Annotated in this window: 25 protein-coding genes and 1 pseudogene; 14 read left to right on the forward strand and 12 right to left on the reverse strand. The window is 71.4% G+C overall.

The window, feature by feature from the left end:
- Window positions 1-394: 394 nt before the first annotated feature.
- Entirely contained in the window at window positions 395-1,066 is a 672-nt protein-coding gene (locus tag OG736_RS20585; RefSeq protein WP_327183755.1) for a copper chaperone PCu(A)C domain-containing protein, read from the forward strand.
- Window positions 1,067-1,194: 128 nt separating this feature from the next.
- On the opposite strand, the gene OG736_RS20590 is transcribed toward OG736_RS20585, so the two are convergent.
- Both OG736_RS20590 and OG736_RS20595 read right to left on the reverse strand, forming a co-directional pair.
- Entirely contained in the window at window positions 1,195-1,875 is a 681-nt protein-coding gene (locus OG736_RS20590; RefSeq protein ID WP_007382946.1) for a two-component system response regulator PhoP, read from the reverse strand.
- Window positions 1,872-3,218 carry a two-component system sensor histidine kinase PhoR gene (locus tag OG736_RS20595; RefSeq protein ID WP_020130321.1) on the reverse strand — a complete coding sequence of 449 codons (1,347 nt, stop codon included), beginning with the start codon at window positions 3,216-3,218 and terminating at the stop codon, window positions 1,872-1,874. Before OG736_RS20595 ends, OG736_RS20590 begins: the two co-directional genes overlap by 4 nt.
- 277 nt (window positions 3,219-3,495) lie before the next feature.
- On the opposite strand from OG736_RS20595, the gene phoU reads away from it, so the two are divergent.
- The 3 genes from phoU to OG736_RS20610 all read left to right on the forward strand — a co-directional run bounded on the left by phoU (window position 3,496) and on the right by OG736_RS20610 (window position 5,030).
- Complete coding sequence (gene phoU / locus OG736_RS20600; protein WP_327183756.1) at window positions 3,496-4,215, forward strand: phosphate signaling complex protein PhoU; 720 nt, start codon at window positions 3,496-3,498, stop codon at window positions 4,213-4,215.
- Window positions 4,216-4,439: 224 nt separating this feature from the next.
- Window positions 4,440-4,598 (forward strand): hypothetical protein, encoded by a 159-nt coding sequence (locus OG736_RS20605; protein ID WP_171398028.1) that lies wholly within the window; start codon window positions 4,440-4,442, stop codon window positions 4,596-4,598.
- Window positions 4,599-4,781: 183 nt separating this feature from the next.
- Window positions 4,782-5,030, forward strand: coding sequence for an SCO4226 family nickel-binding protein (locus OG736_RS20610; protein WP_142264944.1), 249 nt, complete (start codon window positions 4,782-4,784; stop codon window positions 5,028-5,030).
- Window positions 5,031-5,068: 38 nt separating this feature from the next.
- Here OG736_RS20610 and OG736_RS20615 read toward each other — a convergent pair whose 3' ends face one another.
- Window positions 5,069-5,782 (reverse strand): DUF4232 domain-containing protein, encoded by a 714-nt coding sequence (locus OG736_RS20615; protein ID WP_442817183.1) that lies wholly within the window; start codon window positions 5,780-5,782, stop codon window positions 5,069-5,071.
- Between the two features lie 357 nt (window positions 5,783-6,139).
- Here OG736_RS20615 and OG736_RS20620 point away from each other — a divergent pair, with 357 nt between their 5' ends.
- Entirely contained in the window at window positions 6,140-7,909 is a 1,770-nt protein-coding gene (locus OG736_RS20620) for an FAD-dependent monooxygenase (protein WP_327183758.1), read from the forward strand.
- Between the two features lie 116 nt (window positions 7,910-8,025).
- Here the strand turns inward: OG736_RS20620 and OG736_RS20625 are convergent, their stop codons facing one another.
- From OG736_RS20625 to OG736_RS20640, 4 genes are all read right to left on the reverse strand, one after another.
- Window positions 8,026-8,700, reverse strand: coding sequence for a hypothetical protein (locus OG736_RS20625; protein WP_327183759.1), 675 nt, complete (start codon window positions 8,698-8,700; stop codon window positions 8,026-8,028).
- Window positions 8,701-9,160: 460 nt separating this feature from the next.
- Window positions 9,161-12,514 (reverse strand): S8 family peptidase, encoded by a 3,354-nt coding sequence (locus tag OG736_RS20630; RefSeq protein ID WP_327183760.1) that lies wholly within the window; start codon window positions 12,512-12,514, stop codon window positions 9,161-9,163.
- A 1-nt stretch (window position 12,515) separates the two neighbouring features.
- Window positions 12,516-13,571 carry a CU044_5270 family protein gene (locus OG736_RS20635; protein WP_327183761.1) on the reverse strand — a complete coding sequence of 352 codons (1,056 nt, stop codon included), beginning with the start codon at window positions 13,569-13,571 and terminating at the stop codon, window positions 12,516-12,518.
- Window positions 13,568-14,233, reverse strand: coding sequence for an RNA polymerase sigma factor (locus tag OG736_RS20640; RefSeq protein WP_327183762.1), 666 nt, complete (start codon window positions 14,231-14,233; stop codon window positions 13,568-13,570). The genes OG736_RS20635 and OG736_RS20640 overlap by 4 nt, the downstream gene beginning before the upstream one ends.
- A gap of 92 nt (window positions 14,234-14,325) precedes the next feature.
- On the opposite strand from OG736_RS20640, the gene OG736_RS47290 reads away from it, so the two are divergent.
- From OG736_RS47290 to OG736_RS20650, 3 genes and pseudogenes are all read left to right on the forward strand, one after another.
- On the forward strand, window positions 14,326-14,457 hold the full coding sequence (locus tag OG736_RS47290) for a hypothetical protein (protein ID WP_442817216.1): 132 nt from the start codon (window positions 14,326-14,328) through the stop codon (window positions 14,455-14,457).
- Window positions 14,448-14,966, forward strand: a pseudogene (locus OG736_RS20645) (tyrosine-type recombinase/integrase); the annotation flags it as partial. The gene OG736_RS47290 and the pseudogene OG736_RS20645, both read left to right, overlap by 10 nt.
- 39 nt (window positions 14,967-15,005) lie before the next feature.
- Window positions 15,006-15,281 (forward strand): ribosomal protein L7/L12, encoded by a 276-nt coding sequence (locus tag OG736_RS20650; RefSeq protein ID WP_327183763.1) that lies wholly within the window; start codon window positions 15,006-15,008, stop codon window positions 15,279-15,281.
- A 103-nt stretch (window positions 15,282-15,384) separates the two neighbouring features.
- On the opposite strand, the gene OG736_RS20655 is transcribed toward OG736_RS20650, so the two are convergent.
- Complete coding sequence (locus tag OG736_RS20655; RefSeq protein ID WP_314223771.1) at window positions 15,385-16,146, reverse strand: phosphoglyceromutase; 762 nt, start codon at window positions 16,144-16,146, stop codon at window positions 15,385-15,387.
- 201 nt (window positions 16,147-16,347) lie between these two features.
- Here OG736_RS20655 and OG736_RS20660 point away from each other — a divergent pair, with 201 nt between their 5' ends.
- Window positions 16,348-17,637, forward strand: a complete 1,290-nt coding sequence (locus tag OG736_RS20660; protein ID WP_327183764.1) for an MDR family MFS transporter — start codon at window positions 16,348-16,350, stop codon at window positions 17,635-17,637.
- A 30-nt stretch (window positions 17,638-17,667) separates the two neighbouring features.
- Here the strand turns inward: OG736_RS20660 and OG736_RS20665 are convergent, their stop codons facing one another.
- Window positions 17,668-18,159: a DUF2000 family protein gene (locus OG736_RS20665; RefSeq protein ID WP_327183765.1), complete on the reverse strand. Its 492-nt coding sequence runs from the start codon at window positions 18,157-18,159 to the stop codon at window positions 17,668-17,670.
- A gap of 49 nt (window positions 18,160-18,208) precedes the next feature.
- On the opposite strand from OG736_RS20665, the gene OG736_RS20670 reads away from it, so the two are divergent.
- On the forward strand, window positions 18,209-19,024 hold the full coding sequence (locus OG736_RS20670) for a helix-turn-helix transcriptional regulator (RefSeq protein WP_327183766.1): 816 nt from the start codon (window positions 18,209-18,211) through the stop codon (window positions 19,022-19,024).
- A gap of 24 nt (window positions 19,025-19,048) precedes the next feature.
- Window positions 19,049-19,612, forward strand: coding sequence for a hypothetical protein (locus OG736_RS20675; RefSeq protein WP_327183767.1), 564 nt, complete (start codon window positions 19,049-19,051; stop codon window positions 19,610-19,612).
- 66 nt (window positions 19,613-19,678) lie between these two features.
- Here the strand turns inward: OG736_RS20675 and OG736_RS20680 are convergent, their stop codons facing one another.
- Window positions 19,679-20,182 (reverse strand): type III secretion system chaperone family protein, encoded by a 504-nt coding sequence (locus tag OG736_RS20680; RefSeq protein ID WP_054243861.1) that lies wholly within the window; start codon window positions 20,180-20,182, stop codon window positions 19,679-19,681.
- On the reverse strand, window positions 20,175-21,512 hold the full coding sequence (gene mshA / locus OG736_RS20685) for a D-inositol-3-phosphate glycosyltransferase (protein WP_327183768.1): 1,338 nt from the start codon (window positions 21,510-21,512) through the stop codon (window positions 20,175-20,177). Before mshA ends, OG736_RS20680 begins: the two co-directional genes overlap by 8 nt.
- A 384-nt stretch (window positions 21,513-21,896) precedes the next feature.
- Here mshA and OG736_RS20690 point away from each other — a divergent pair, with 384 nt between their 5' ends.
- The 3 genes from OG736_RS20690 (at window position 21,897) to OG736_RS20700 (ending at window position 25,826) form a co-directional block, all read left to right on the forward strand.
- Window positions 21,897-22,727: a class I SAM-dependent methyltransferase gene (locus tag OG736_RS20690; RefSeq protein WP_327183769.1), complete on the forward strand. Its 831-nt coding sequence runs from the start codon at window positions 21,897-21,899 to the stop codon at window positions 22,725-22,727.
- A 229-nt stretch (window positions 22,728-22,956) separates the two neighbouring features.
- Window positions 22,957-24,048 (forward strand): C40 family peptidase, encoded by a 1,092-nt coding sequence (locus OG736_RS20695; protein ID WP_327183770.1) that lies wholly within the window; start codon window positions 22,957-22,959, stop codon window positions 24,046-24,048.
- A gap of 281 nt (window positions 24,049-24,329) precedes the next feature.
- Window positions 24,330-25,826 carry a PP2C family protein-serine/threonine phosphatase gene (locus OG736_RS20700; RefSeq protein WP_327183771.1) on the forward strand — a complete coding sequence of 499 codons (1,497 nt, stop codon included), beginning with the start codon at window positions 24,330-24,332 and terminating at the stop codon, window positions 25,824-25,826.
- A 356-nt stretch (window positions 25,827-26,182) separates the two neighbouring features.
- Here OG736_RS20700 and OG736_RS20705 read toward each other — a convergent pair whose 3' ends face one another.
- Window positions 26,183-26,527 (reverse strand): DUF2516 family protein, encoded by a 345-nt coding sequence (locus tag OG736_RS20705; RefSeq protein ID WP_028806934.1) that lies wholly within the window; start codon window positions 26,525-26,527, stop codon window positions 26,183-26,185.
- Between the last annotated feature and the right edge of the window lie 60 nt (window positions 26,528-26,587).

Genomic DNA, 26,587 nt, shown 5'->3' on the forward strand with positions numbered 1-26,587 from the left:
GCATTCCTTCACCGAAAATCCGTGATCGGACCTCCGGCGCGGATATGCGAATGGACCGGCGAGCCGGAAGAGGACAGGGGAGAGGCAGGAAGACGGCAGGAAGGCGAGGGGAACACGACGGGAAGAGAAGTGAGAAGAAGACGAGCGGGAAGGCGGGGGAAGACGCGCGGGAAGACGACGGGTGAAGCCGAAGTGACTCAGGGGTCGCTCGTGGCGGTCGGGACAGGTGGCGCCGGAGGCCGTTCAGCGCGTCCGTCGAGGCACGGGATCGCTCTAGAGGCGGGTCGGGTGCGGTGGCGCGAGAACGGCTCGGTAACCTAAGGCCGCTGACAGACCCTTAGGACGGCTTTATCCAAAGGAAGGCCGTCCGTGTGTACAAGGAGTTGCCGCCGCCGTGAGCAGCAGCCTTCGACGCGGCGCCCTCGCCGCTTCCGCCATCGCGTTCTCGATCGCCTCGCTCGCCGCCTGTGGGGCCGGCAACGACTCCCAGACCCTGGAGATCAAGCCGGACAACGCCGCCACCAGCATCGGCGACATCAAGCTGCAGAACGTCATCGTCATCACCCAGCCCGACCTGGAGTCGACGGGTCCCGCCGTGATCTCGGCGACCGTCTTCAACAGCGGCAGCAAGGCGCAGACGCTGGAGTCCATCACCCTCGACGGCGGCAAGTCCGCCGAGCTCTCGCCCGCCAAGGGCAAGGGCAAGCTGACCGTCCCGGCCGGCGGCTCGGTCGTCATCGGCGGCGCGAACAACGCCTCCGCGGTCCTGTCGAGCAGCCGTGAGGCCGTCAAGGACGGCGACGCGCAGAAGGTGACCTTCACCTTCAGCGAGACCGGCGAGGTCAGCCTGCGCGCCTTCGTCGTCCCCGCCGAGAGCTACTTCTCCAAGTGGGGCCCGAGCGACATCCCGAGCGCCGCGGAGTCCCCCTCCGAGAGCGCGTCGGCGTCCCCGTCCGAGTCGGCTTCCGGCGCGGCCGCCGAGGGCGGTTCCGCGGAGTCCGGCTCGGCCTCCCCGTCGGACTCGGCCTCCGCGTCGGAGTCGGAGTCGGCGGCCGCCGGTCACTGACCTCGTACGCGCACGGGCACGCACAAGGAGGGCCGGCACCCCGTGCGGGGTGCCGCCCTCCTTGTGCGTGCCCGTCCTTCCCCGACGCATCCCTCGACGTCGGCGGAAGCGGCCGCAGCCGGTCCGGCCTACGGCTCGAACTTGTAGCCCAGGCCGCGGACCGTGACCAGGTACCGCGGGGCGCCGGGGTCGGGCTCGATCTTGGCGCGCAGGCGCTTGACGTGGACGTCGAGGGTCTTGGTGTCCCCCACGTAGTCGGCGCCCCAGACCCGGTCGATGAGCTGCATACGGGTCAGGACACGGCCGGCGTTGCGCAGCAGCATCTCCAGGAGGTCGAACTCCTTGAGGGGCAGGTCGACCTTGGAGCCGGAGACCGTCACGACGTGGCGGTCGACGTCCATACGGACCGGGCCGGCCTCCAGGGCCGCCGGGGTCACCTCCTCCGGCTCGCCCCGGCGGCGCAGGACGGCCCGGATACGGGCGACCAGCTCGCGCGACGAGAAGGGCTTGGTGACGTAGTCGTCGGCTCCTATCTCCAGGCCGACGACCTTGTCGATCTCGCTGTCCTTCGCGGTCACCATGATCACGGGGACGTTGGAGCGGCCGCGCAGCTGACGGCACACCTCCGTACCGGGCAGGCCCGGCAGCATCAGGTCGAGAAGTACGAGGTCGGCGCCGTTGCGCTCGAACTCGTCGAGTCCGTCGGGCCCGGTGGCCGCGATGGCGACCTCGAAGCCTTCCTTGCGGAGCATGTAGGACAGGGCGTCGGAGAAGGACTCCTCGTCCTCGACGACGAGCACTCGGGTCACGGAAGGACCTCCGGGGCGGAAAGCGTCCGGTACGCGGACGAATCGGGGGATGAGGCGCGGGGTGATGTCTGGGTGGAGCGGTGAGGGGAGGAGTGACCGACCTCGTCGAGGCCGTCGACATCGTCGACGTCACCGAGGTCGTCGACGTCGTCGACCTCGTCCGGGTCGGGGTGCTGCTGCGCGCGGTCGCGGGCCACGCCCGCCTCCGGCAGCCGCAGGGTGAACGTGGAGCCCTGGTTCTCGGCGCTCCACACCGTGACCTCCCCGCCGTGCGAGGCGGCCACGTGCTTGACGATCGCCAGTCCGAGCCCCGTACCGCCCGTCTGGCGGGAGCGGGCCGGGTCGACGCGGTAGAAGCGCTCGAAGATGCGCTCCTTGTCCTTGTCGGAGATGCCGATGCCCTGGTCGGTCACGGCGATCTCGATCAGGTCCCCGCCCGGCGCGCTCACCCGGCGGGCGGCTATGCCGACGCGGGTCCGGGCGGGTGAGTAGTTGACGGCGTTCTCGACCAGGTTGCCGAGGGCGGCGGCCAGCTGGCCCCGGTTCCCGAAGACCCGCAGGTCGGCGGTGCCGCCGGCGGCCATGGTGATCTGTTTGGTCCCGGCCTGGTGACGGCAGCGGTCGACGGCCTCCGCGACCAGCTCGTCGATGCCGACCGGCTCGGCGTCCTCGAGGGGATCGTCGTTCTGGACCCTCGAGAGGTCGATGAGCTCCTGGACCAGGCTGGTCAGCCGGGTCGCCTCGATCTGCATACGGCCGGCGAACCGCTCCACCGCCTCCGGATCCTCCGAGGCGTCCATGACGGCCTCGGAGAGAAGGGAGAGCGCGCCGACCGGGGTCTTCAGCTCATGGCTGACGTTCGCCACGAAGTCCCGCCGGACCGCCTCGATACGACGGGCCTCGGTGAGGTCCTCCACGAGCAGGAGGACCAGCCGGGAGCCCAGCGGGGCCACTCTGGCGGACACGGCGAGAGCCTCGCCGCGCCCGGTCCCGCGCCGGGGAAGGTCCAGCTCGACCTGGCGTATCTCTCCGTCGCGTCTGGTGTCCCGGGCCATCTTGAGCATCGGCTCGACGCTGAGCCGGCCGCCGCGCACCAGCCCGAGGGCGTAGGCGGCGGAGCTGGCCTTCACGACGGCGTCGGCCTCGTCGAGCACGACGGCGGAGGAGCGGAGCACGGAGAGGACGGTGTCCACACCCGGCGGAAGCACCGGGTCCGTGTGCAGCGAGGTGCGCGTGGGGCGCTTCTGCTCCCGCTCGCTCCAGCGGAACGCCAGCATGGCGATGACACCGGTCAGTACCCCGGCGATCGCTGCCGCTGCGGCGACCGCCGCGTTCACGTCCATGCCACCAGGTTAGGCACGCGATCGGTCCTGGCCACAGCTATCGAGGTGCGACCTCGAACACTCGTCGCCCAGAGTTCACCTTGGAGCCAGTGGTGGTTCATTTGGGGTGCCGGAAATCGACGCGTACGGGGCGGAGCGTGGCACCGTGGGGTTCGCAGCACCGGTTCCACGGCCGGTCGGCGCCGGTGCAGCAGCCGGTGACGACCCGGTTCGCGGCCGGTTCTGGCCCCCGGAACCGAACCCGAACCCCAAGCACGACGTACGAGAGGGAACCCTGATGCGGGACGCGTACCACGAGGAACTGGACTCGATCGGCGACAGCCTGGTGGAGATGGCCCGGCTGGTCGGGTCGGCGATCGGACGCGCCACGACCGCCATTCTCGACGCCGACCTGAAGCTCGCCGAGAGCGTCATCGAGGCCGACAAGAAGGTCGACGAGCTCCAGCACGACCTGGAGGCACGGGCGATAGCACTGCTGGCCCGGCAGCAGCCGGTGGCGACGGACCTGCGGATCGTCGTCACGTCGCTGCGGATGTCGGCCGACCTGGAGCGCTCCGGCGACCTCGCCCAGCACGTGGCGAAGCTGGCGCGGCTGCGCTTCCCGAACCGCGCGGTCCCGCAGGACCTGCACGCCACCATCCTGGAGATGGGCCAGCTCGCGCAGCGCCTGATGGCGAAGGCGGCGGAGGTCGTCGTCACCAAGGACGTCGACCTCGCCCTCCAGCTGGAGTCGGACGACGACGCGATGGACCTCCTGCACCGCACCCTCTTCCAGCACCTGCTGGACGACCGCTGGAAGCACGGCATCGAGACCGCCGTCGACGTCACGCTGCTGGGCCGCTACTACGAGCGCTTCGCCGACCACGCGGTGGCCGTCGCCAAGCGCGTGGTGTTCCTGGTGACGGGCGAGCACGCGGACGAGCTCCAGCCGGAGATCCAGCCGGACATCCAGCCGGCGACCGGAACGGGCACGGGGACGGCGGCCGAGGGGGTCTGAGCCGGACGGTGAGTGGGTGACCGGGGGCTGCGGCGGTGCGTGGGTGACCGCGGGGGCCGCGACGGTGGGTGACGCTGAGTGCGTGACCCACGGTGGGTCGTCCGGCAGGGGCGTACCGGATCTCCTCAGGGCGTGCGCAAGCCGCTGTGCGCCGTTGAGCCGTTGATGCGCCCAGCGGAACGGGCATGCAATGGGCACAGGTCCTACGCCTCCGGGAGGAACCCATGGCCGAGTCCCCCATCACTCCCACGCCCGACCCCGCACAGGAACGCCCGACCGAGCAGCCCGCCGAGATCAGGAACCTGATGCTCATCGGCGCGTGCGGCTGCGGTTCCGGGTGCGGCTGCGGGTGCCAGTCGGGCAACCCCTGCCAGTGCGGCTGAAGACGCACGACGAACGCGGGCATGACGAGGGGCCCGGTGCCGGTATCGGCACCGGGCCCCTCGTCATGCCCGGCCCGCTCCTCGTCCGGTCGCCGCGCGGGGAGCGCGAGCGCAGCATGGAAGTGCAGGCGCGCAAGCGCGGGCACAGGCACAGGCACGGCGACTGGAAGGGGGCGGGCAGTCATGACCCGCTTCATGGACGTCCACCACGACATGCACGGCATCACCGCCGACCAGCTCCTCGAGGCCCACCGGGCGGACCTCGCCATCGAGGGCGAAGAGGGCGTGCACTTCGAACGGGCCTGGGCGGACCCGGAGTCCGGAACCGTCTACTGCCTCTCCGAGGGTCCCTCGGCGGAGGCCGTCCTCCGCGTCCACGAGCGCACCGGTCATATGGCGGACGAGATCCACCCGGTGCCGCTCACGGTCTGAGATCGCCCGGAGCGTCCGCCGAGGAGCGCTGACCCGGGTCAGGAGGGCTTGACCGCCGATACGGCGGTGACGGTCACCTTGTTGTCGCACTGCGCGAACTGGCCGTCGTCCAGGGCGACCTGATGCTTCCCCGCGCCCGGCAGACCGATGACGAGCGTGGGGAACACGACGGGCTCCGCACCGGATTCGCAGAACCCGTCGGCCTCCCCCTGCACCTGCACGAAGGTCAGCTTCACCCATGCCTTGCCCTTGGGGGCCAGCGTCACCGGTGCGGCGGATCCGGTGGTCGTGACGGAGAGCGGGGCGTTCTTCTCCGGAGAGCCGTTGCCGGCCCCCGCGACGGTCGGATGACCCTTGAGGACACAGGCCTTGGCCGAGCTGTTGGTGAACTCGACGATCGCCGCCCCGGTCCCCGTGCCCGACGGCCGATCGGCGGCCTGCCGGGCGGCGACCTTCAGGCTCCCCACGGAACAGGCCGGCGCGGCAGCACCGACTCCCCGGGAACTGTCCACGGCGGGCGTCACGACGGCGGCACTCGCGGAGGGGGCACTCGCGGAGGCGGAGGCCACCGAAGGGGAGGCTGCGGAAGGGGAGGTCACGGGGGCGGGGGTCGCGGAGTCGGGACTGACGGAGGCGGGACGCGCGGAGGTGCCGGGGGACTCCCCCGAACCGCACCCCGTCACCACCAGAGCGGCCGAGGCCACGACGGCCGCCATCACGGAACCCCGAATTCCGAACCTGTTCCAGCGCATGTACCCGTTCCCGTCCCTGTTCGCGTTCGTGTTGGCGTTCGTGCTCGTCTTCGCGTACCGCATGCTGCCCCCCGGATCCGGATCGCCGAGGGCGTCGGCCCTCAGCACCCACCAAGCCACCGACCCACCTGCGTGTCGTCCGTCAACGCAGACAGAACGGGCAGGCGAACGGGTTCTCCCGAGGACCGACCTGTGACGCATCGGTGACGATATCCGGCCACATCGACTGAACCCCGTAAATCGGAATAACCGGTCGCTCGTGGCGGACGCCGGCCCCGCTCGCCGTCCGGCGGCCACCGGGTGACCATGGGTGACGGGACCGGTTCAGGGGCCGAGCACCGCACCGGGAGGCACCCCGTGACACGCACCGGAACGACCGACGTACTGATCGCGGGCGCCGGCCCGGTCGGCCTGAGCGCCGCGGCGGAGTTGCGGCGGCAGGGAGTGCGCTGCCGGCTCGTGGACCGGCTGCCCGCCCGTCTCCCGTACGCGAAAGCCGTCGGCATCCAGCCGCGCACCCTGGAGATCTGGGACCGGATGGGCCTGGCCCGCACGGTCCTGGAGGCCGCCGCGGTGCTGCGCGGTCAGCTCATCTACGTCAACGGCCGGGAGCGGGCGCGCATCGAGCTCACGCTGCCGCCCGAGGTGCCCTACGCATTCGCCGCGCTACCGCAGTACGAGACCGAGCGCCTCCTGGAGGAGTACGTCGCCGGCCTCGGTACGTCCATCGAACGCGGCACCGAGCTGCTGTCGTTCACCCAGGACCAGGACGGGGTCACCGCCCGCCTGCGCACCGCCTCCGGCACCGAGGAGGAGGTGCGGACCGGCTATCTGATCGGCTGCGACGGCGCCCACAGCACCGTGCGCAAGGGGCTCGGCCTCGGCTACGAGGGGGCGGCCTTCGACGAGGAGTACATGCTGGGCGACGTCGAGACGGACTGGGACATCCCCCACGGCTACGGCATCCGCTCCAGCCACCTGGCCGCCGACGGCTCCACCGACGACGTACTGGTCTGCATCCCGCTCCCCGGCCCCGGCCGCTACCGCATGTCGATGCTCGTCCCACCCGAACTCTCCATGCGGACAGACACCGACGGCAGTACGCCCGGCGACGGTGCGACGCCCGGCGGCAGTGCGACGCCCGGCGACGGCGTGGCGCACGGCCTGGAGAGCGGCCGCGCCCCGGAGCTGCACCACCTCCAAGCGGTGGTCGACCGCCTCGCCCCGGAACCGGCGGTCCTCTCCCGACTGCGGTGGTCCTCCGTCTTCCGCATCAGCCACCGCATCGTCGACCGATACGCCGACGGACGCGTCTTCGTCGCGGGCGACGCCGCCCACATCCATCCGCCCACCGGCGCCCAGGGCATGAACACCGGCATCCAGGACGCGTGCAACCTGGCCTGGAAACTGGCCCTCGTCATCCGGGGAGAAGCCGAACCCGCGCTCCTGGCCACCTACGACGCCGAGCGCCGCCCGATCGGCGAGGAGGTCGTCGGCCGAACGGTCCGCCACGCCACCCAGGGCATCGAAGCCGACCCCGACGACCCACGCACCATCCTGCTCCGAGAGGCCCAACTCCTCGTCAACTACCGCAACGGCCCCCTGGCGCCCCACCTCGACGGCTCCCCCGAAACACCCCGGGCCGGCGACCGCACCCCTGAAGGCTCGCCGGCAACCCTCCAGCCCGGCGACCGCGCCCCGGACTGCGCCGGTCTGACCGCCTCCGGGTCCGCCTACCCCTGGCGCCTGCTCGACGTCCTGCGCGAACGCACGGGGCACGTGGTTCTCCTCTACGCGACCGACCCCACGACGGTGGCAGCGGCAGCCGACTCCGTGGAAGCGACAGCGAAAGCGACCGCGGCCACCGGCCCGCACCTCGAGCTCATCGCCGTCCTCGCCCGCGGAACCGCACCCGAGCCGTCCACCCCGAACACCCTCCCCGTTCCCGCCTACCGAGACGCCGCCGGCGAGTTCACCCGCCTCTACCAGCCCGACGGCCCGACCGCCTACGTCATCCGCCCCGACGGACACCTCGCCACCCGCTTCCCCCTCCCCGCCACCACGACAGCCCTGCCCCCCTACCTGACAGCGCTGTCCACACCGCCACTCACACCCGACACCACCTGACACCTCCCGCCGTCGGCCCTCACCCCGCGAGGAACCGCAGGCCGAGGGCCTGAAGCTGTGGGTTCACAGGGGGCCCGCACCCCGTATGGCTGCCGGCGTCGAGAGAAGACCGGCGGTCAGCAGGACTCCACGCCGACGGGCGAGACGTACATCGCGGACAGCACCCCGTCTCCGTCCACCTTGACCGGGACAGCGGCTGTCGTATCGGTCAGCTCCAAGTCGTACGGCAGGGATCGCAGCGGGATGTCCTCGCCGAGGTAGGCCACCGAAACCGTGCCCTGGCAGTCGGAGCCCCCCGGCGGCGCGGTGTCGGGGACTCTGCCGTCCTGCGGACCGGCCTTGTGGGACGTGACGTTGATCAGCGTGTACTCGTACTCGTAGCGGGCCGGGGTGACGGCGGTCTCCTCCCGCGTCTTCTCGACATCGACCCAATACCGGGCGAGCTTCACCGTGACTGCCTCGCACGGTCTCTGGATCGCCTCCGGGGCGAAGTTCAGACCGGAGGAGTCCAAGGTCAAGCCCCTTGACTGGTATTCGCCGCTGCCGCTGCGCAGTTCCTTCAGATAGGCGGTCAGCTGCTCGACGCTCATGCCACTGGTCTTCACGCACTTCGCGGGCGCGGCCGTCGTCGGACTCTGCGTCGGAGTGGCCGTGCCGGGAGCGGCCGTGTAGTGAGCGAGCTCGGACGGCGAAGCCTGGGCAGCCGGCTTGTCCTCTGATGAACACCCCGAGACCGTGAGCAGCGCTGCTACGGCGGCGGCCGGTATGAGGAACTTGCTTGCACTTCCCATGAGTTACCCCACCTGCTTCGAGACCGCTTCCCCTACCGGGCGGACCCACAGTACGAGTGGATGATCAGGTCCACCAGCAAGTCGGTCATCTCCGTCTCAGTCGGCGATGCGCGGCTCGAAGTCGCCAAAAAGCCCCCGACCTGCCAAGAAACAGCAGGTCGGGGGCCCAAGGGGTGTTGCTTACTTCTTCTTGCCCTGGGTCTTGCCGGGGATCTTGGTGAGCTGGGTCTTCGCTGGTCAGGGGCGGTGGGACCGTGCGCCTGGCGGTCGTTGTTGGTCGTCATTGGCCACCGTTGAGCGGCCTCGGACGGCCCAGGGACGGCCCAGGCACCGCCCCGTCGGCAAGGCCTACGAGCTGAGTGGCAGTTCCCTCGCTCGCTGCCGTGCTTGGGCCCGTAGCTCCTCCAGTCGACTGTGGAACGCGTTATGGCGGTTCTGGACGAGGTTCATACGGGAGGACCTATGTCAGGAGGTATGCCTTCAGGATCGTCACCGTGTACGTGTTGCCGGTGGTGTCGGTCAGGGTGGCCCTGAAGGAGACCGACCTGGCCGTCTTCGGGTGGGTCAGGGTGAGGGTCTTCTTGCCGTTCCTGGTGGTGACCGGGGCGTTGGACCAGGTCGTTCCGCCGTTGTAGGAGACCTTCACCGCGAGGGACTTGAGGTGGGTGGCGGCCGGGCCCTCGATGGAGAGGGGGACCGTGGTGCGGTGGCCGGCGCGGGCCGTGCCGGCCGGGGTCAGCTTCGGGTGGAAGCGGACGGTGGAGAGGGGCATCGCCTTCGAGTCGGCCGGCTGGGCGGGCTGCTTCGAGGTGAAGGTCCAGGCCGCGGTCAGACGGCTGGTGGTGCCGGCGACCGTGGCCGGGCGGGTCAGGTCCGTGCGGATCGTGTAGCGGGTGGACGCCGCCGGGAGGTTCTCCACCGTCTGGCAGAGGTCGCCGTCGTTGTCGAGCAGGGTACGGCCGCCCGCGGTGACCGTCGTGTGCCGTGCGGCGACGGAGGACGCGGGGTGTCCGGCGCCGTCGACGAGGTCGGGGACACACAGGTCGAGGGTGTCGCCGACCCGCTGCGCGCCCCACCCCTGGCCGACCATCGGGCTGAAGACGCCGACGTTGTACGTCGACTCGTACGTCCGGCCCGCCCGGTAGGACACCCGTTGGTCGTCGTAGAACACGTCGGTGTCTTCACCGGCGGCGTTCAGCTGGCCGACATTGACCGTCCACCGGAAGCCCTTGGGCGTGGTGACGTACGTCTTCGCCGTCGTCGGCAGCGGGAACGGGTCGCTGATCGTGCCCAGCCCCAGCTCGGGGCCGTACCACAGGGCGTTGACGGCACCCTTGCGGTGCGCGACGGAGGAGCCGATGTTCCGCTTCAGCAGGGCCAGTTCGCTCATCCGCGCCGTGTGCTGGTAGCCGGTGGGGAAGCGGTCGGGCAGGTTGTAGAGCAGGTTGTAGGTGGTGCTGCCCTTCTGCCACAGGCCGCTGAGCTGGGTGCTGAGCGTCCCCGCGGCGGGCGCCGGGCCCAGGCTCGCGGTGCGCAGGTCGGTGAAGGAGTCCGAGAACAGGAGGGTGGTGTTGTAGCGGGTGCCGCCGGTGTCCATGCGGTAGTTGAGGTAGCCGGCCGACATCTTCGCGCCGCCGGGGGCGGTGATCCGGACCGGCTTGGTCTTACGGGCGTCGAAGGTGACCGTGGTGTCCTTGGTGAGCGAGAGCTTCGGCCGGACGAGCGCCGAGGTGCCCTCGCTGCCGCCGTCGCCGATCAGCGTGTCCAGGACGTAGTCGCCGCGCGGGACGCGCACTTTGTAGACGCCCTTGGCGATCTGCTGGGAGTCCTCCAGGACATTGGTCTCGTACTCACCCGAGTAGCCGATGATCTCGGTCAGCGGCGAGCTGACGGGCTTGCCGCCACGGTCGAGGAACTTCAGGGTGAGCTCGTACGCCTCCGCCTCGCGGATCACGCCGAAGGAGGTCCGCACGGACCTGCCGTCGCCGTCGCCGTCGCCCTGCGCGGTGGCGACGACCGTGCCCGAGTACGCGCCGTCCGCCGCCTCGGTGCGGGTGTCCGAGGTGAGATCGACGCTCGCGGTGCCGCCTGCGGGGACGGTGAGTTGCCGTGTGCTGAGCGTGAACATGCCGTCGGGGGCCGCCTTGCCCCCGGGGCCGGTCGCGGTGGCCGTCAGGTCCAGGGTGACGGGGCGGTCGCCGTCGTTGCGGTAGGTGACCCGCCGGGTGGCCGGCCGGTCGTCGGTGTGAGGCCACAGCTGCTTGCCGAAGGACACCGACATCTGCTCGCCGACCACGCTCTGGCCGAGCGCCCGGGCCACGTCGAGCCGGCCGGTGCCCTGCTGGTAGCCGGTCAGGCCGGCGGTCGGCGTGGTGGACGCGGTGAGTGCCTGCTTGATCCGCGCCCCCGTCCAGTCCGGGTGCCGTTGCGCCAGGATCGCGGCGGCGCCCGCGGCATGCGGTGTCGCCATCGACGTACCGGACATGGAGACATAGCCGTCGGCGGCCGGGTCGCCCAAAACGCCGTTCGCCGCCCTCGCCGAGACGATGTCGACGCCCGGCGCGGTGAGGTCCGGCTTCAGCGCGCTGTCGGCGGTCGGGCCGACGCTGGAGAACTCGGCGATCCGGTCCTCGCCGTCGACCGCTCCCACGGTGAGCGCCGACTCCGCGGCGCCCGGGGAGCCGACGGTCCCGGCGCCCGGGCCCTCGTTGCCGGCCGCGGCGACGGTGAGCATGCCGGTGCTCTCGGAGAGGGCGTTCACGGCCGTCTCCACCGGGTCTGCCCCCGGGGCGTCCGTCTGGCCGAGGCTGAGGTTGGCCACCTCGGCGCCCTGCGCGGCGGCCCACTCCAGGCCGGCGATGACGCTGGAGTCGGTGCCCTCGCCGTCGTCGTTCAGCACCTTGGCGTTGAGGAGCCGCGCGCCCGGTGCGACGCCCTTGTAGAGGCCGTCGGATCTGGCGCCCGAGCCGGCCACCGTCGCCGCGACGTGCGTGCCGTGGCCGACCCTGTCGTCCGTGCTGCCGGTGCCGCTGAAGTCCTTCGACTCCGTCACCACCGAGGCGAGGTCCGGGTGCGTGGTGTCGATGCCGGTGTCCAGGACGGCGACCTTGACGCCCTTGCCGTCGTACCCGACGTTCCAGGCGGTCGGCGCGCCGATCCGCGTGACGTTGTCGCTGACCTTGTCACTGTCACCCTGGGTCTCCGCCTTGAACCGGCCGTCCAGCCAGACCCGTTCGACGCCCGGTGCGGATGTGAGGGCCTGCCAGGTGTCCTCGGCCTCCTCCTTGCGGACGCTGAGCGCGGCGCCGTCCACGCTGGGCAGTTCACGGCGGACGGTGACGGCCCCTTGTCCGTCCGCGAGCAGCGACCTCTGGGTGTTCCTGCGCTGGGCGGCCTTCCCCTCGTACGACACGATCAGGGGGAGTGTGCCGCGCCGGGTGTCGTCGTAGCCGGCCCGTATCAGACCGCTGACGTCGAACAGCCGCTTGTCCAGGACGCCTTGGCCGATGAGGGCGGCGGCGTCGGCGGGGATGACGTACTGGTCGTCGCCGAGGCGGCGTACGGACAACGGGACGTGTCCACGGCCAGGGGCCCGCCGGACGCCGGTCACCTGGCCCCGGGCATCCAGTTGGACCCGGTCGCCGGTGACGAGGGTGACGTACCGGGCCGGGGAGCCGGTGTCCGGCCGGGCGGCGGTGGCCGCCGCGGCGGTCCGCACGCCGAGGCCGGAGCCGGTGGCCGACACCGAGACGCCCGTCATCACTCCCGCGACCAGCAGGGCGGCCAGCGCCGCCGAGGAGGAACCGAGGCGCACGTCAGCTCGCCTTCCCGGGGACCTGCTTGTTGGCGTCGACGACCGCGCGCTGGGTGATCGCGGAGGTGAACAGGACGGTGCCGGGCTTGAACTCCCCGTCCTTTTCGGCCTTGACCTGGACGGTGCGGTCGCCGAGCAACTGCAGGGTCTTCTTGTCGAAGATCCACTCGGTGCGCTGACCGTCGGTGTCGTTCTGCCGCGCGATCGCGACCCCGTGGCGGCCCAAGGCGTCGACCGCGTCGTCCACCGCGACGACCCCCGGGATCTTGGCGGCGGCCTTGTACAGGGCGACGGCCACGTCCGCGGGCGGGTAGCTCTCGTTCAGCAGATCGCCGATGGCGACGAAGGCCGCCTGGTCGCGGGGGACTTCGGGGTCCCGGACGGCGTCCGACTCCTTGTAGATCTGCTTCAGCAGTACGTCGGGGTCGGTGGGCAGCTTGACCAGGCTGTCGTACGCACCGGTGAGCGGGGTGGACCCGGCCAGGGTGATGTCCTCCTCGCCCGCTTCGATCAGCCAGCCGTCCTTCCCGTCGGTGGACATCCAGACCTGACGGGAGTGCAGCTCCTTGCTGACGATCGTGGTCTTGTCGTCGACGGTCCTGGAGTGGGTGCTGGCCACCTTCGAGGCGATGTAGATGTACTGGCCGTCACGCGCCGTGGGTCCGGAGGTGTCGGCGGCGGCGAGCGAGATGCGGTCGAGCAGCTGGGGGGCGCCCTTGGTGTCGACGGCGCCGATCTGGGTGGTCAGGGCGGGGCCGGTGGCCACGGCGGTCCTGCCGCCGTCTCCGTTGCCGCCGGACAGGGCGAGGCCGGCCACGACCGCGCCGGCCACGGCGAAGGCGGCGGCGGGCACCAGGATCACGCGGCGCAGGAACGGGTTGCGCTGCCGCTGCGGGGCGGGGGTGCGGCTGCCGCGGAGGTCTTCGTGGATCTGGGCCATCATGTGCTCCTTGTGGAACTGGCTGCGGCCCGCCGGCAGATCCCGCTCGACGGAGGGCAGGAGGTCCTGGGTCTCCGTCCACTCAGCCGGGTGCGGCTGGGAGGGGTTGGCGTTCATCGGTTTCCTTCCTGTGCGGACCGGATCACGTATCCGCGATCACCTGTTATCTGCCGGTCTGTGCGGGTGGGTTCCGTTTTTTTCCCGCCGAGTTCGCTTTTTTTTCGGAGCAGTTCCGCGTCGGCGAGTTTTCGCAGCTTGCCGCGGGCGCGGGACAGTCGGGAGCGGACGGTGCCGACAGGGATGCCGAGGGCGCGGGCGGCCTCGGCGTACTCCATGCCCTCGCACAGGCACAGGGTCAGGACCTCGCGTTCGGGGCGCTTGAGCGAACTGAGGGCGGTGAGCGTGGCGCTGATGCGGCGCCGGTCGTCCAGCCGGCCTGCGGTCTCCTCGGCGTGGTCCTCGACGTGCTCGTCCGCGGCGTTGGCGGCGGCTGCCGCGCTCGCGGCGTTCCGGTAGCGCCGGTTGCTGCGGTACTGGGCGCGGGCCACGTTGGTGGCGATACCCAGCAGCCAGGGCCGCAGCGAACCCCCTTCGGCCTCGACCGACGCGCGGCGCCGCCAGGCCTCCATGAACGTCGTCGACATGACGTCCTCGGCCGCGGACCAGTCGGCGGTCAGCCTGAACGCGTGGTTGTACACGGCGCGGGCATGGTCGTCGAAGAGTTCCGCAAACGCGTTCGGATCTCCGGTTCGCACCCGGGTTCGCATATCTGTGGTCACGTTATGAACTGACTGTCGGAGCAGGCGAGTTCCGGTGACCTACGTCACATCAGCCTCGGGCGTCCCGTACGTCACCAGGGAAGCGCGCGGGCGTGGACCACGTCCAGCCGGGACACCGCGCGGGTCAGGACGACGTACAGCCGGTCCAGGCCGCGCGGCTCGGCCTCCGCGACGGCCGCCGGTTCGACGGCGACGACATGGTCGTACTCCAGGCCTCAAGTTGAGCCGAAGCAAGGCCGTCTTCGCCCCGCCCAAGGGTGGCAAGCTCCGGGACGTGCCGCTTCCCGGGCCGGTCGCTGATACCCTGCGGGCCCACATGAAGCGGTTCCCGCCGGTCGACATCACCTTGCCGTGGAAGGTGGCGGACGGGCCGCCGGTGACCAAGCGGCTGATCTTCACCGGGCCGCGCGGAGGTCACGTCTGGCGGACGTCGCTCAACGAGGAGGCGTGGAAGCGGGCGCCGGCCTCGGCCGGGGTGATCCCCGACCGGAAGCCGGGCAAGTCGTACGCCGAGTCCCGCGAGAACGGCATGCACGCCCTCCGCCACTTCTACGCCTCGGTGCTCCTGGACGCCGGGGAGAACATCAAGGCCCTCGCCGAGTACCTCGGCCACGCGGACCCGGGCCTGACGCTCCGCGTGTACGCGCACCTCATGCCGTCGAGTCAGGAGCGGACCCGCAAAGCCGTAGCCGCTGTCTTCGACACCACCAAAACGATGCGACATGACGGCTGAGGGCTCGTACGCTCCGAAACGGAAGGGGCGGGGAGAACAATGGCGGACGAGTACTTCTTGCTGGTTTGCGACGACGTGCCTCATGACGTGGTGCTCACTGACCCCGGTGTCCGCGTGATGGACGTCGTCCAGGTCGTGCGTCGGCTGACGGGACTGAGCCTGTGGCGCAGCAAGGTTCTGGCGGCTCAGGTTCCCGCCGTCATTCTCGCCGGCGTGCCCGAGGAAGATGCGGCTGCAGCCGTGTCGGCCCTCCGCGATGCGGGAGCCCAGGCAGAGACGAGAGAACAGCCGGAGCCGGATCTCCTGAAGCACTGAGCACGGCCCGATCAACCGGCTGACGGCCCAGAGACGGCCCAGCCCCACCAAAAAGCCCCCGCCCCGCGAGAAACTCGCAGGTCGGGGGCGTAACAGTGTCGCGTTACTTCTTCTTGCCCTGGTTCTTGACTGCCTCGATCGCCGCCGCGGCCGCGTCCGGGTCGAGGTAGGTGCCGCCGGGGGTGAGCGGCTTGAAGGCTGCGTCGAGTTCGTAGGCCAGGGGGATGCCCGTCGGGATGTTCAGGCCTGCGATGTCGGCGTCGGAGATGCCGTCGAGGTGCTTGACGAGGGCTCGGAGCGAGTTGCCGTGGGCGGCGACCAGGACCGTGCGGCCGGACAGGAGGTCCGGGACGATGCCGTCGTACCAGTACGGCAGCATGCGGACGACGACGTCCTTCAGGCACTCCGTGCGGGGGCGGAGCTCCGGCGGGATGGACGCGTAGCGCGGGTCGGCGGCCTGGGAGAACTCGGAGTCGTCCGACAGCGGCGGGGGCGGGGTGTCGTAGGAGCGGCGCCAGAGCATGAACTGCTCCTCGCCGAACTCCGCGAGGGTCTGCGCCTTGTCCTTGCCCTGGAGGGCGCCGTAGTGGCGTTCGTTCAGGCGCCAGGAGCGGTGGACCGGGATCCAGTGGCGGTCGGCGGACTCCAGGGCCAGCTGGGCCGTGCGGATCGCGCGCTTCTGGAGCGACGTGTGGACCACGTCGGGGAGGAGGTCGGCATCCTTCAGGAGTTCGCCACCGCGGACCGCCTCCTTCTCGCCCTTCTCGTTGAGGTTGACGTCCACCCAGCCGGTGAACAGGTTCTTCGCGTTCCACTCGCTCTCGCCGTGACGGAGGAGGATCAGCTTGTACGGTGCGTCGGCCATGCGTATGAGCGTAATCCACCGCTCCGATCCGTTGTGCGCCCGCTCGTACAGCGGACAAGCCGCCTGACGGTTGACGGGATCTGTTAATTGAGTGGCCTCCCGCGCTTCGCCTCTCGTAAGTTCTGAGTGCCGCCTGAGCCACTTACACGAGCCGCTTGCGCGAGCCGTTGCACGAGCCGCTTACTTCCCGGGGGATCCGCCATGTCCGTCGCCGTCATGAGACGTGCCGCCCGCGAGACCCTCTCGGGCCTGCCGCGCGAGTTCTGGTGGCTGTGGACCAGCACCCTCGTCAACCGGCTCGGGGCCTTCGTCGCCACCTTCATGGCGCTGTACCTGACACTCGACCGCGGGTACTCCGCCTCCTACGCCGGGCTCGTCGCCTCCCTGCTCGGGCTGGGCGGGGTCGTCTCGTCGCTCGGCGGCGGGGTCATGGCGGACCGGATCGGGCGGCGGCCCACCCTGCTCGTCGCGCAGACCTCGACGGCCGCCTCCGTGGCACTGCTCGGGTTCGTGGAACATCCCGTCGCCATCGCCGGTGTCGCCTTCCTGGTCGGCATGGCCTCCAACGCCTCCCGGCCGGCCGTGCAGGCGATGATGGCCGACATCGTGCGGCCCGAGGACCGGGTCCGCGCCTTCTCGCTCAACTACTGGGCCATCAACCTCGGGTTCGCCGTCTCCTCCATGGCCGCCGGGTTCATCGCCGAGGTCAGCTACCGCGCCGGGTTCCTGCTCGAGGCCGGGATGACCCTCGTCTGCGCGATCGTCGTGTTCCTCAAGCTGCCCGAGTCCCGGCCCGAGCGGGAGGAGAAGGCCGTACGGGAGGACAGCGTCGGGCTGGGGACCGTGCTGCGGGACGGGCGCTTCATGAGCGTCGTCGGGCTGTCCTTCCTCGTCGCGCTCGTCTTCCAGCAGGGGTCCGTGGGGCTGCCCGTGGCCATGGGCGCGGCCGGGTTCACGCCCGCCGACTACGGCATGGCGATCGCCGTCAACGGCGTGCTCATCGTCGCGTTGCAGATCCCCGTCACCCGGTTCATCGAGCACCGGGACCCGCGGCGGCTGCTGGTCGTCTCCTCGGTGCTCGCGGGGTACGGGTTCGGGCTCACCGCCTTCGCCGGCTCGGTCGGCGTCTTCACGCTCACCGTCTGCGTGTGGACCCTGGCGGAGATCGTCAACGCGCCGACCCAGACCGGGCTCGTCGTCCGCCTCTCCCCCACCCACGGGCGCGGGCGCTACCAGGGCATGTACACGCTCTCCTGGGCCGTGGCCTCCCTGGTCGCCCCGGTCATGTCCGGCTTCGTCATCGACCGGTTCGGGGCGGAGTGGCTGTGGGGGATGTGCGCGGTCGTGGGGACGGCGGCGGGCGTCGGCTACGCCGTGCTGATGCGAAGCCTTCCGGGAGAGGGCGAGGGCAAGGGCGAGGTCGAGGTGGCGAAGACCGCCCCCGGCGAGCAGGCCGGCGCTGCCGCCGAACCCGCGGCCAGCACCGTCTGAGCGGCGGGCGCGGGGGTCAGGCGCCAGGTGTCAGGGGTGCATCCGTGCGCCCTTCAGCACCTTGTCCACCGCGTTTTTCGGGCCGTGGACCGCCAGTCCCACGACATCCAGCCCGGCCGTCGGTACGGCACGCACCGCCGCGCGGTTGTCGCGGTCGTTGCCGGTGGCGAAGAGGTCGCTCGTGAACACCGCGCGCGGGAGGGACCGGGAGAGCACGCGCGCGTGAGCGGCGGTCAGCGTCTCCTTCGTGCCCTCGAAGACCAGCACCGGCTGGCGGAACATCGACAGATACGCCACGCCGTCCGCGTCCTCGTACGGCTCCCCGATCACCTCGGGGAGGGCCGTGCCCAGGCCGCTGACCAGGAACGCGGTGACGTTCAGGCGCTGCCAGGTCTCCAGGTCCTCACGCAGCAGGACGGCGATCTTCGTGTCGAAGCGAAGGGGGGCGGTGGGGGTGGTGGGTGAGATCGGTGCGGTGGACGCCGTGGGCGCTGCGGGTGCGGTGGGTGTCTCGTCGTTCATGGTTCGAGACTGCCGACCGGCCTACGACGCCGTCTTGTACGTTCTTTGCATGGCCCCGCAGCGGACAGCCGACGTCTCCGCCTGGCGCCCGGCCGTCCCGGGCGTGGTGGAGGTCTTCCATGCCCACTTCACCGAGTACGCGTACCCGATGCACGTCCACGAGGCGTGGACGCTGCTGATCGTCGACGACGGCGCCGTACGGTACGACCTCGACCGGCACGAGCACGGCACCCCGCACGACACCGTGTCCCTGCTGCCCCCGCACGTGCCGCACAACGGCTCACCGGCCACCTCGGGCGGCTTCCGCAAGCGGGTCCTGTACCTCGACGCCGAGGTGCTCGGCGAAGACCTCATCGGGGCCGCCGTCGACGCCCCCGACCTGCGCGATCCCGTGCTGCGGCGGCGGGTCGGGCAGCTGCACTCCGCGCTCGCCCGGCCCGGCGACGAGCTGGAGGCCGGCAGCCGGCTGACGCTGATCGGCGAGCGGTTGCGGACCCATCTGCGCGCGGGGCCGCGCACCGCCGCCGCGCGCCGCGACCCGGACCTCGCGCGCCGCCTGCGTGAGCTGCTCGACGAACGGGTCGTCCAGGGCCTGACGCTGGACGAGGCCGCCGGGCTCGTGTCGGCCCATCCGGCCCATCTGGTACGGGCGTTCAGCTCGGCGTACGGCATCGCGCCGCACCAGTACCTCACCGCCCGCCGGGTCGACCTGGCCCGCCGGCTCCTGCTCGACGGGCGGCCGCCGGGTGAGGTCGCGGCGACGTCCGGCTTCTACGACCAGGCTCATCTCACCCGGCATTTCCGGAAGCTGGTGGGGGTCACACCGGGGCGGTACGGAGATCGACGGAAGTCCTCCGTCCGCTGATGACCGGCGCATAGCGTCGCCTCCATGGACACCGACAAGACACCGCACTCTTCCGGCACACCCGGCACTCAGGAGTCCCCGGCGCTTTCCGCCCGGGGCGGCTTACACGCGAGACGGATAGCGGTCGCCGTCGCGGGGGCGGCGACCCTGGTGGCTCTGAGCGTCGGCATCGCCCTCGCGGCCGCCTCGGACGAGGATCCCGCCACTCCCGTACCGAGCGCGTCGTTCACCCGGCCGCCGGTCACCGGAGAACCCGCCGACACCGGGGGCGGCACGGGGGGCGACACAGGGGGTGGCACAGGGGGCGATGTCTCCGGCGGGACCAGCTCCGGAGGCGACGGCGGGACCAGCTCGGGAGGCGACGGCGGGACCGACCCCGACGCGACGGAGACACCGTCCACGCCCACCTCCTCGCCCACCGGGCCGGCCGACCTGGACGAGATCAACCGACGTCTGAACGAGCTCGACCGGAAGCTGGACCAGCTGCCCACCAAGCAGGAACTGGCCGACGCCCTGCGCGCCTTCGCCGACCAGCTCGACGCTCCGGCCACCCCGACCGCTCCCGCCCCGGACCCGGACGCCCCCTGATCGCTTCCTGACCTGACCGCTTCCGGGGTCGGTCGGCGTCAGTGGGCAGGAGTCGGCGAACCGGCGTCAGTCGGCCGGGCGTTGCGTCAGATGGGCGAACGCGTCCAGGTTGCGCGTCGGTTCGCCCCGGGAGACCCGCCACTCGTACTCCCGGCGGATGGCACTCGCGAAGCCCAGCTCCAGAAGGGTGTTGAAGGCACCGTCGGCGGCCTCCAGGACCTGGCCCATGAGGCGGTCGATCTCGTCGGCGGTGACCGAGGCGAGGGGGAGGCGGGCGGTGACGTAGACGTCGCCGAGCCGGTCGACGGCGTAACTCACGCCGTACAGCTTGAGGTTGCGTTCCAGGAGCCAGCGGTGGACGCCGGACTCGTTCTCGTCGGGATGACGGACGACGAAGGCGTTCAGGGAGAGGGAGTGGCGGCCGACGATGAGGGAGACGGTCGTCTTGAGTTTCCGGGTGCCGGGAAGCTGGACCACGTAGTTTCCGGGGGCCGGGCTCTCCCACTCCAGCTCCGCGTCCTTCAGGAAACCCTCGATGACCTGTGCGGCCGTCTTCTCCACGTCACCCATGCTCGGAGCGTACGCGACGGCGGTGCGACTGGGCCGCGGCCGCGTAGACGTCGGCGGTGGCGGCGGCCGCGGTGTCCCAGCCGAAGGACTGGGCGTGCGCCGTGGCGGCCGCGCCCATCCGGGCGGGGAGGTCGGGGCCGTCGGCGAAACGCGCGAGCACGCGCGCGTAGGCGGCCGGATCGTGGCCCTGCACCAGGAAGCCCGTCTCGCCGTCCCGCACGGCCACCGGGAGCCCGCCGACGGCGGCGGCGAGCACCGGGGTGCCGGCCGCCTGCGCCTCTATGGCGACGAGCCCGAAGGACTCGCTGTAGGAGGGCACGACCAGCAGTGACGCCGCCCGGAACCAGTCCGCGAGCTGGTCCTGGCCGACCGGCGGCCGGAACCGTACGACGTCCGCGATGCCGAGCCGCGCGGCCAGCTTCTGCAGTCCCTCCGGCTTGGCGAGGCCACTGCCGCTGGGGCCGCCGACGATCGGGACGACGATGCGGGAGCGCAGCTCGGGGCGCTCGTCGAGCAGGACGGCCACCGCGCGCAGGAGCACGTCCGGAGCCTTCAGGGGCTGGATGCGGCCCGCGAAGAGGGGGACCAGCGCGTCCTGGGGCAGGTCCAGACGCGCGCGGGCGGCGGCCCGGCCGTCCGCCGGGGTGAAGCGGTCGAGGTTGACGCCGGGGTGCACCACGGCGACCTTGTCGGGGCCGGCGTGGTAGTGCCGGACGAGTTCGTCGGCCTCCTCCGCCGTGTTGGCGATGAGGCGGTCGGCGGCGGCGACGATCTGGGTCTCGCCGATGACGCGGGCGGCGGGCTCGGGGGTGTCGCCGTCGGCCAGGTTGGCGTTCTTGACCTTGGCCATGGTGTGCATGGCGTGCACCAGGGGGGCGCCCCAGCGCTGCGCGGCCAGCCAGCCGACGTGCCCGGAGAGCCAGTAGTGCGAGTGCACGAGGTCGTAGTAGCCGGGACGGTGACCGGCCCAGGCCTGCATCACGCCGTGCGTGAAGGCGCACAGCTGTGCCGGGAGGTCCTCCTTGGCGAGGCCCTCGTAGGGGCCCGCGTCGACATGCCGGACGAGGACTCCGGGGGCCAGCTCGACGGTCGGCGGGAGGCCGCCGGTGGTCGCGCGCGTGAAGATCTCGACCTCGATGTTGATCGCGGCGAGGCGCTGCGCGAGCTCGACGATGTAGACGTTCATGCCGCCCGCGTCGCCGGTGCCGGGCTGGTGGAGCGGAGAGGTGTGCACGGAGAGCATCGCGACGCGGCGGGGGCGGCGGTGGAGCCTGAGCCGCGAGGGTGCCGCCGAAGACCGACGCCCGAGCCTGTTGGTGTACTGGCTCACGGGGCGTTCCTCCTTGCTGCGGGCATGCCGGAAAGAGGGTGTGGGGCCCTCCAAGGGGCTGCAACGCCGGAGGAAGGCGTTCCCATTCCGGGCCGGTTTCGGAAAGGGGTGGTTTTTGCTCAGCCATTACCACGTATCGCTCAACCGTTCGAGACCGGTGTGCGTCGCGGGGCGGCCCCAGCGGTTCTCGCCCCCGCCGCCCCTTCCCGTCCCGACCCCGGGGGCTGCCGCCCCCGGACCCCCGCTTCGGCCCCGAAAGGGCCTCGTCCTCGAACGCCGGACGGGCTGAGAAGCCGAAGGGACCGAGACTCCGGACGAGGTGAGATCTCGGGCAGGGCGAGATGCCGCGCAGGCTGGAGGTGGTGCCGCATTACCCTCGTAGGCATGACATCCCGCGCCCCCGCCCGCCCTGTGGGCACGGTCACGCGCGGGACGACGAATCCCAACCGGCTGCGCCGCATGGACCGCTGGATCGCCGCGACGCACGGCGCCGAGCTGCGCCGCGCCACCGAGCCGCTCGCCGTCGACCTCGGGTACGGGGCGGCGCCCTGGACGGCCGTCGAGTTGCTGCGGCGGCTGCGTTCCGTCGCCCCACGCGCGCGGGTCGTGGGCGTCGAGATCGAACCGGCCCGGGTGGCGGCCGCCGAACCGTACGAGCGCGAGGGGCTGGACTTCCGGCACGGCGGGTTCGAGATCCCGGTGCCCCGGCGTCCGCACCTCGTACGGGCCGCCAACGTGCTGCGGCAGTACGACGAGGGCGAGGTCGCCGCGGTCTGGCAGCGCCTGTGCGCGCGGCTCGCGCCGGCCGATCCGGTGACCGGGTCCCGCGGCGGTCTGCTCGTCGAGGGGACCTGCGACGAGATCGGGCGTCGGCACGTATGGGTCGCACTCGGACCGGAAGGGCCGCGCACGGTCACCTTCGCGACCCGGCTGGGCTCCCTGGAACGCCCCTCGGATCTGGCGGAACGGCTGCCCAAGGCGCTGATCCACCGCAATGTCCCGGGTGAGCCGGTGCACGCCTTCCTGCGCGACTTCGACCGCGCCTGGGCCGCCGCCGCGCCCTACGCGTCGTACGGCGCCCGCCAGCGGTGGATCCGCACGGTGCGGGACCTGACGGCCGACTGGCCGGTGACGGACGGGCCGGCGCGGTGGCGGCAGGGGGAAGTGACGGTGCGGTGGGAGGCGTTGGCGCCCCGGGGCCGAGCCGACGGCTGAACCACCCTTCCCTCCTTTCCTCCTGGCCATCGGGAACGATCTCCGTGAGTCGTTCGTCACACTGACGGGGAGATCGTCATGGCGGGGTGGCGAAGAGGGGAAGGACTGCTTCGGTCGCTGTGCCGCTCCGTCGTTCCGGCGTCACCTCTGTCGTTTTCAGCCGTGACGTGGCACGATCCCCCGGGCACCGTAAGTTACTGACGGTTAATCAGGGGTTGGGGGACGGGGTATGGGTACGGGGAAGCGCGGCCTGCTCGCGGCGGCAGTGACGGTGGTCTGCGCGGTCACCGTGCTGGGCGCACCCGGCACCGCGTTCGCCAGCCCGAGCCCCACGCCGTCGCCGTCGACGAGTTCCACGACCCCGCCGCTCCCCTCCACCGCGTCCAACAAGGACCTCGAGACCGTCCGCACCAAGCTCGAAGCGCTGTACCACGACGCCGCGGTCGCCACCGACGCCTACAACGCGGCCGAGGAAGCGGCGAAGAAGCAGTCGGCGGAGATCGTCGAGCTGGCCAAGAAGATCGTCGCGGGCCAGGAGAAGCTGGACGACCTCAAGGACCGCGCGGGCGCCGCGGCCCGCGCCCAGTACCGCACCGGCGGCCTGCCGGACGAGGCGCAGTTGATGCTGACCGACGACCCGTCGGAGTTCCTCGACGGCGCGGGCCGGGTGCTCCAGGGGCAGCGCGCGACCAAGGGCCTGATCGGCGAACTCAGCCGCACCCAGCAGGACTTGGAGCAGTACTCCAAGGACGCCTCCACCCAGTGGCAGAAGCTGGAGGCGGGCCGCAAGACGAAGGCCGCGGCCCAGAAGAAGATCGAGAAGCAGATCGCGGCGGCCGAGAAGCTCGAGTCCCAGCTCGAGAAGAAGGAGAAGGAGCGCCTCGAACAACTGGAGGCGCAGGTCGCGCTGGAGGCACAGACCGCCTGGCTGGACACCGGCGTCCTGGACGAGATCGACAGCGCGGCGTCCGTCCAGGGCAAGAAGGCCGTGCAGTTCGCCACCGCCCAGATCGGCAAGCCGTATGTGTGGGGCGCGGAGGGCCCGGACAGCTTCGACTGCTCCGGACTGACCTCCGAGGCCTGGAGGAGCGCCGGGCAGGTGATACCGCGCACCTCGCAGGAGCAGTGGAAGCAGTTGCCGCACATCGCCGTCGAGGACATGCGCCCCGGCGACCTGATCATCTACTTCGACGACGCCAGCCACGTCGCGTTGTACGTGGGCGACGGCGCGATCATCCACGCCCCGCGGCCGGGCCGCACGGTCACGCTCGCGGGGGCGGGCTCGATGCCGATACTCGGGGTGGTCCGGCCGGACGCGTGAGGCCCGGTGACCGGGCGGCCCTTCGGACGCCGCCCTCCACGTGACCCAGGCCACCTCGACCCCGCTGCCAAACTCCGCGCGGACGTGACGTTCGTCATCCCCGCACCACACCCGCCCTGTCCAAATGCGGGACAGAACGCGGCATATGACTGTGGCCAGAGATCAAGCGGCCTGTCTCACACCATTCCGTTGCGGCGCCTTCTGCCGCTATGGTCCCCGTCGGTGGGTCGAGGTCCCTCGTCCCCACCATGCCCTCGGGGGGAGGGAAGGAACTCAAGACGATGCCCGTACCCGTACCGCGGCAGAGAGCGATCCCGGCCGTGGAGAGTGGTCAGGCGCAGGCCGCGCCCATAGTCGGCGGCCCCTCCAAGGAAGAGACCGTTCGCAACGAGGCGACCACGGCCGAGAACCGGAACAACACCGCGCACGACCACAGCGCGCAGCACACCGCGCTCAACGCGACGCCCGCCGACGGCGTCCACCAAGGCGTGAGCACGACCAACGTCAGCGCCACCGGTGTGAGCGCAACCAGCGTGAGCACCACCGGCGTCAGTGCCACCGGCGTCAGTGCCACCGGTGCGGGCACCGCCCACACCACGCTCACCCTGCTGCTGATCGAGGACGACCCGACGGCCGCGCCGATCGTCCACGACCTGCTCGACGCGGACGGCAGGCCGATCCGCGTACGCACCGCCCGCAACCTCACCGAGGCCGAGCGGCTGCTGACCCATGACGTCCACTGCATCCTGCTGGACCTGGCGCTCCCGGCGCCCGGCAGGGCAAGCGGGTCCGACGACGAGCTCGCCGTCCTGCGGCACGTGCTCGAGCTCGCGCCCCGGCACGCCGTGCTCGCGCTCACCGCGTCCGGCGACGCCGAGCGCGGCGCCGAGGCGGTACGCGTGGGTGCGCAGGACTACCTCTACAAGGACGAGCTGGACGGCCGGCTGCTGAGCCGTGCGATCCGCTACGCCGTGGAGAGGAAACGTTCCGACACCGCCGAGCGACGGCTCGCCGAGGGCAAGCTGCGCGCCCAGGAGAACGCCCGCCTGGAGCGCGGCCTGCTGCCCACGCCCCTCCTGGAGGGCTCTCCGCTGCGCTTCGCCGCCCGCTACCGTCCCGGCCGCTCACGCGCGCTGCTCGGCGGCGACTTCTACGACACCGTCCGCACGCCCGACGGCACCGTGCACGCGATGATCGGCGACGTCTGCGGGCACGGCCCGGACGAGGCGGCGCTCGGCGTGGAGCTGCGCATCGCCTGGCGGGCGCTGACGCTGGCGGGCCTGTGCGGGGACGAGCTGCTGAACACGCTTCAGCAGGTGCTGGAGCACGAGCGCGACGACGACGAGATCTTCGCGACGCTCTGCACGGTGGACATCGCGCCCGACGGCCGCCGGGCGGGCCTGTGCCTGGCCGGCCACCCCGCACCGCTGATCGCCCGCCCGGACCGGCCCGCGCGGCTGCTGCCGTACGACAACAACGGCCCCGCCCTCGGCCTGCTGCCGGGCGCCCGCTGGCCGCGGATGCAGGTCGAGCTGGGCGCCGAGTGGAGCCTGATGCTGTACACCGACGGCCTCATCGAGGGACGGATCGGCGAGGGCCGGGAACGGCTGGGCCAGGACGGCATGGTGGAGATGATCCGCCGCCAGCTCTCCGAGGGGCTGAGCGGCGAGGCGCTGCTGCGGGCCGCGGTGAACGAGGTCCGCGAGCTCAACGGCGGCGAGCTGACGGACGACGTGGCACTGGTACTGCTGGACCGGGTCCCCGCACCGCTCCCCTAGCCCAAGGCGGGGCCGCCCGCTGCGGGAATCCCGCGGGGCGCAGAGCATGCGCGGTCGGAACAGTGCCCGCAGCGCCGGTGCCCGGAACCGGCCCGGGCGCAGACAGGCCGAGCCACAGGTCCGTGCCGCGTGCCGGGCAGCAGACAGGGCCGGCCCAGTGACCGCCCGGCCGGATGCCGGTCCCAGGGCGGAAGGACAGGGACGTGGCGCCCACAAGGACCGGCTGCCTGGCGGGAGGCGGGGCTCTGGTGCCCGGGGTGGGTTGTCCAGGGCTGGTCGGGAGCGGGGGCGAGCCGGACAGGACGACGCCCCGCCGCCCCCGGTGGGGGCTGCGGGGCGTGGAAGTTCTCGTGGGGTCAGCGGCCGCCGTTGTACGGGCCGTACGGGCCGTCGCTGCTGCTGCCGCCGCGCCTGCGGCCCCAGCCGCCGCCACCGCCGACCTGGCGGAGGGCGGGCCGTACGTCCACGAAGAAGACGATCGTGGCGACGAGGCCCGCGAGCTGGAGGAAGAGCATCGGCACCAGGAGGTTCACCGCCACCGTGACACCGAGGATGATCAGCCAGAAGCCCTTGTTCTGCTTGTCGGCGGCCCGGTAGGCGTCATCACGGAACAGAGCGGCCATCACCAGCGCCACCACGGCGAGGACCAGCATGGCGAGGTAGAGCAGCCACACCAGCCCGGCGAAGCCTTCGATCAGCACAACGTCCACCACCCGACTCGACGCGATTCGACTCGCTCGTCCTTACGCGGTCACCGTACC

Source organism: Streptomyces sp. NBC_01334, assembly GCF_035983595.1.
Lineage (GTDB): Bacteria > Actinomycetota > Actinomycetes > Streptomycetales > Streptomycetaceae > Streptomyces > Streptomyces coriariae.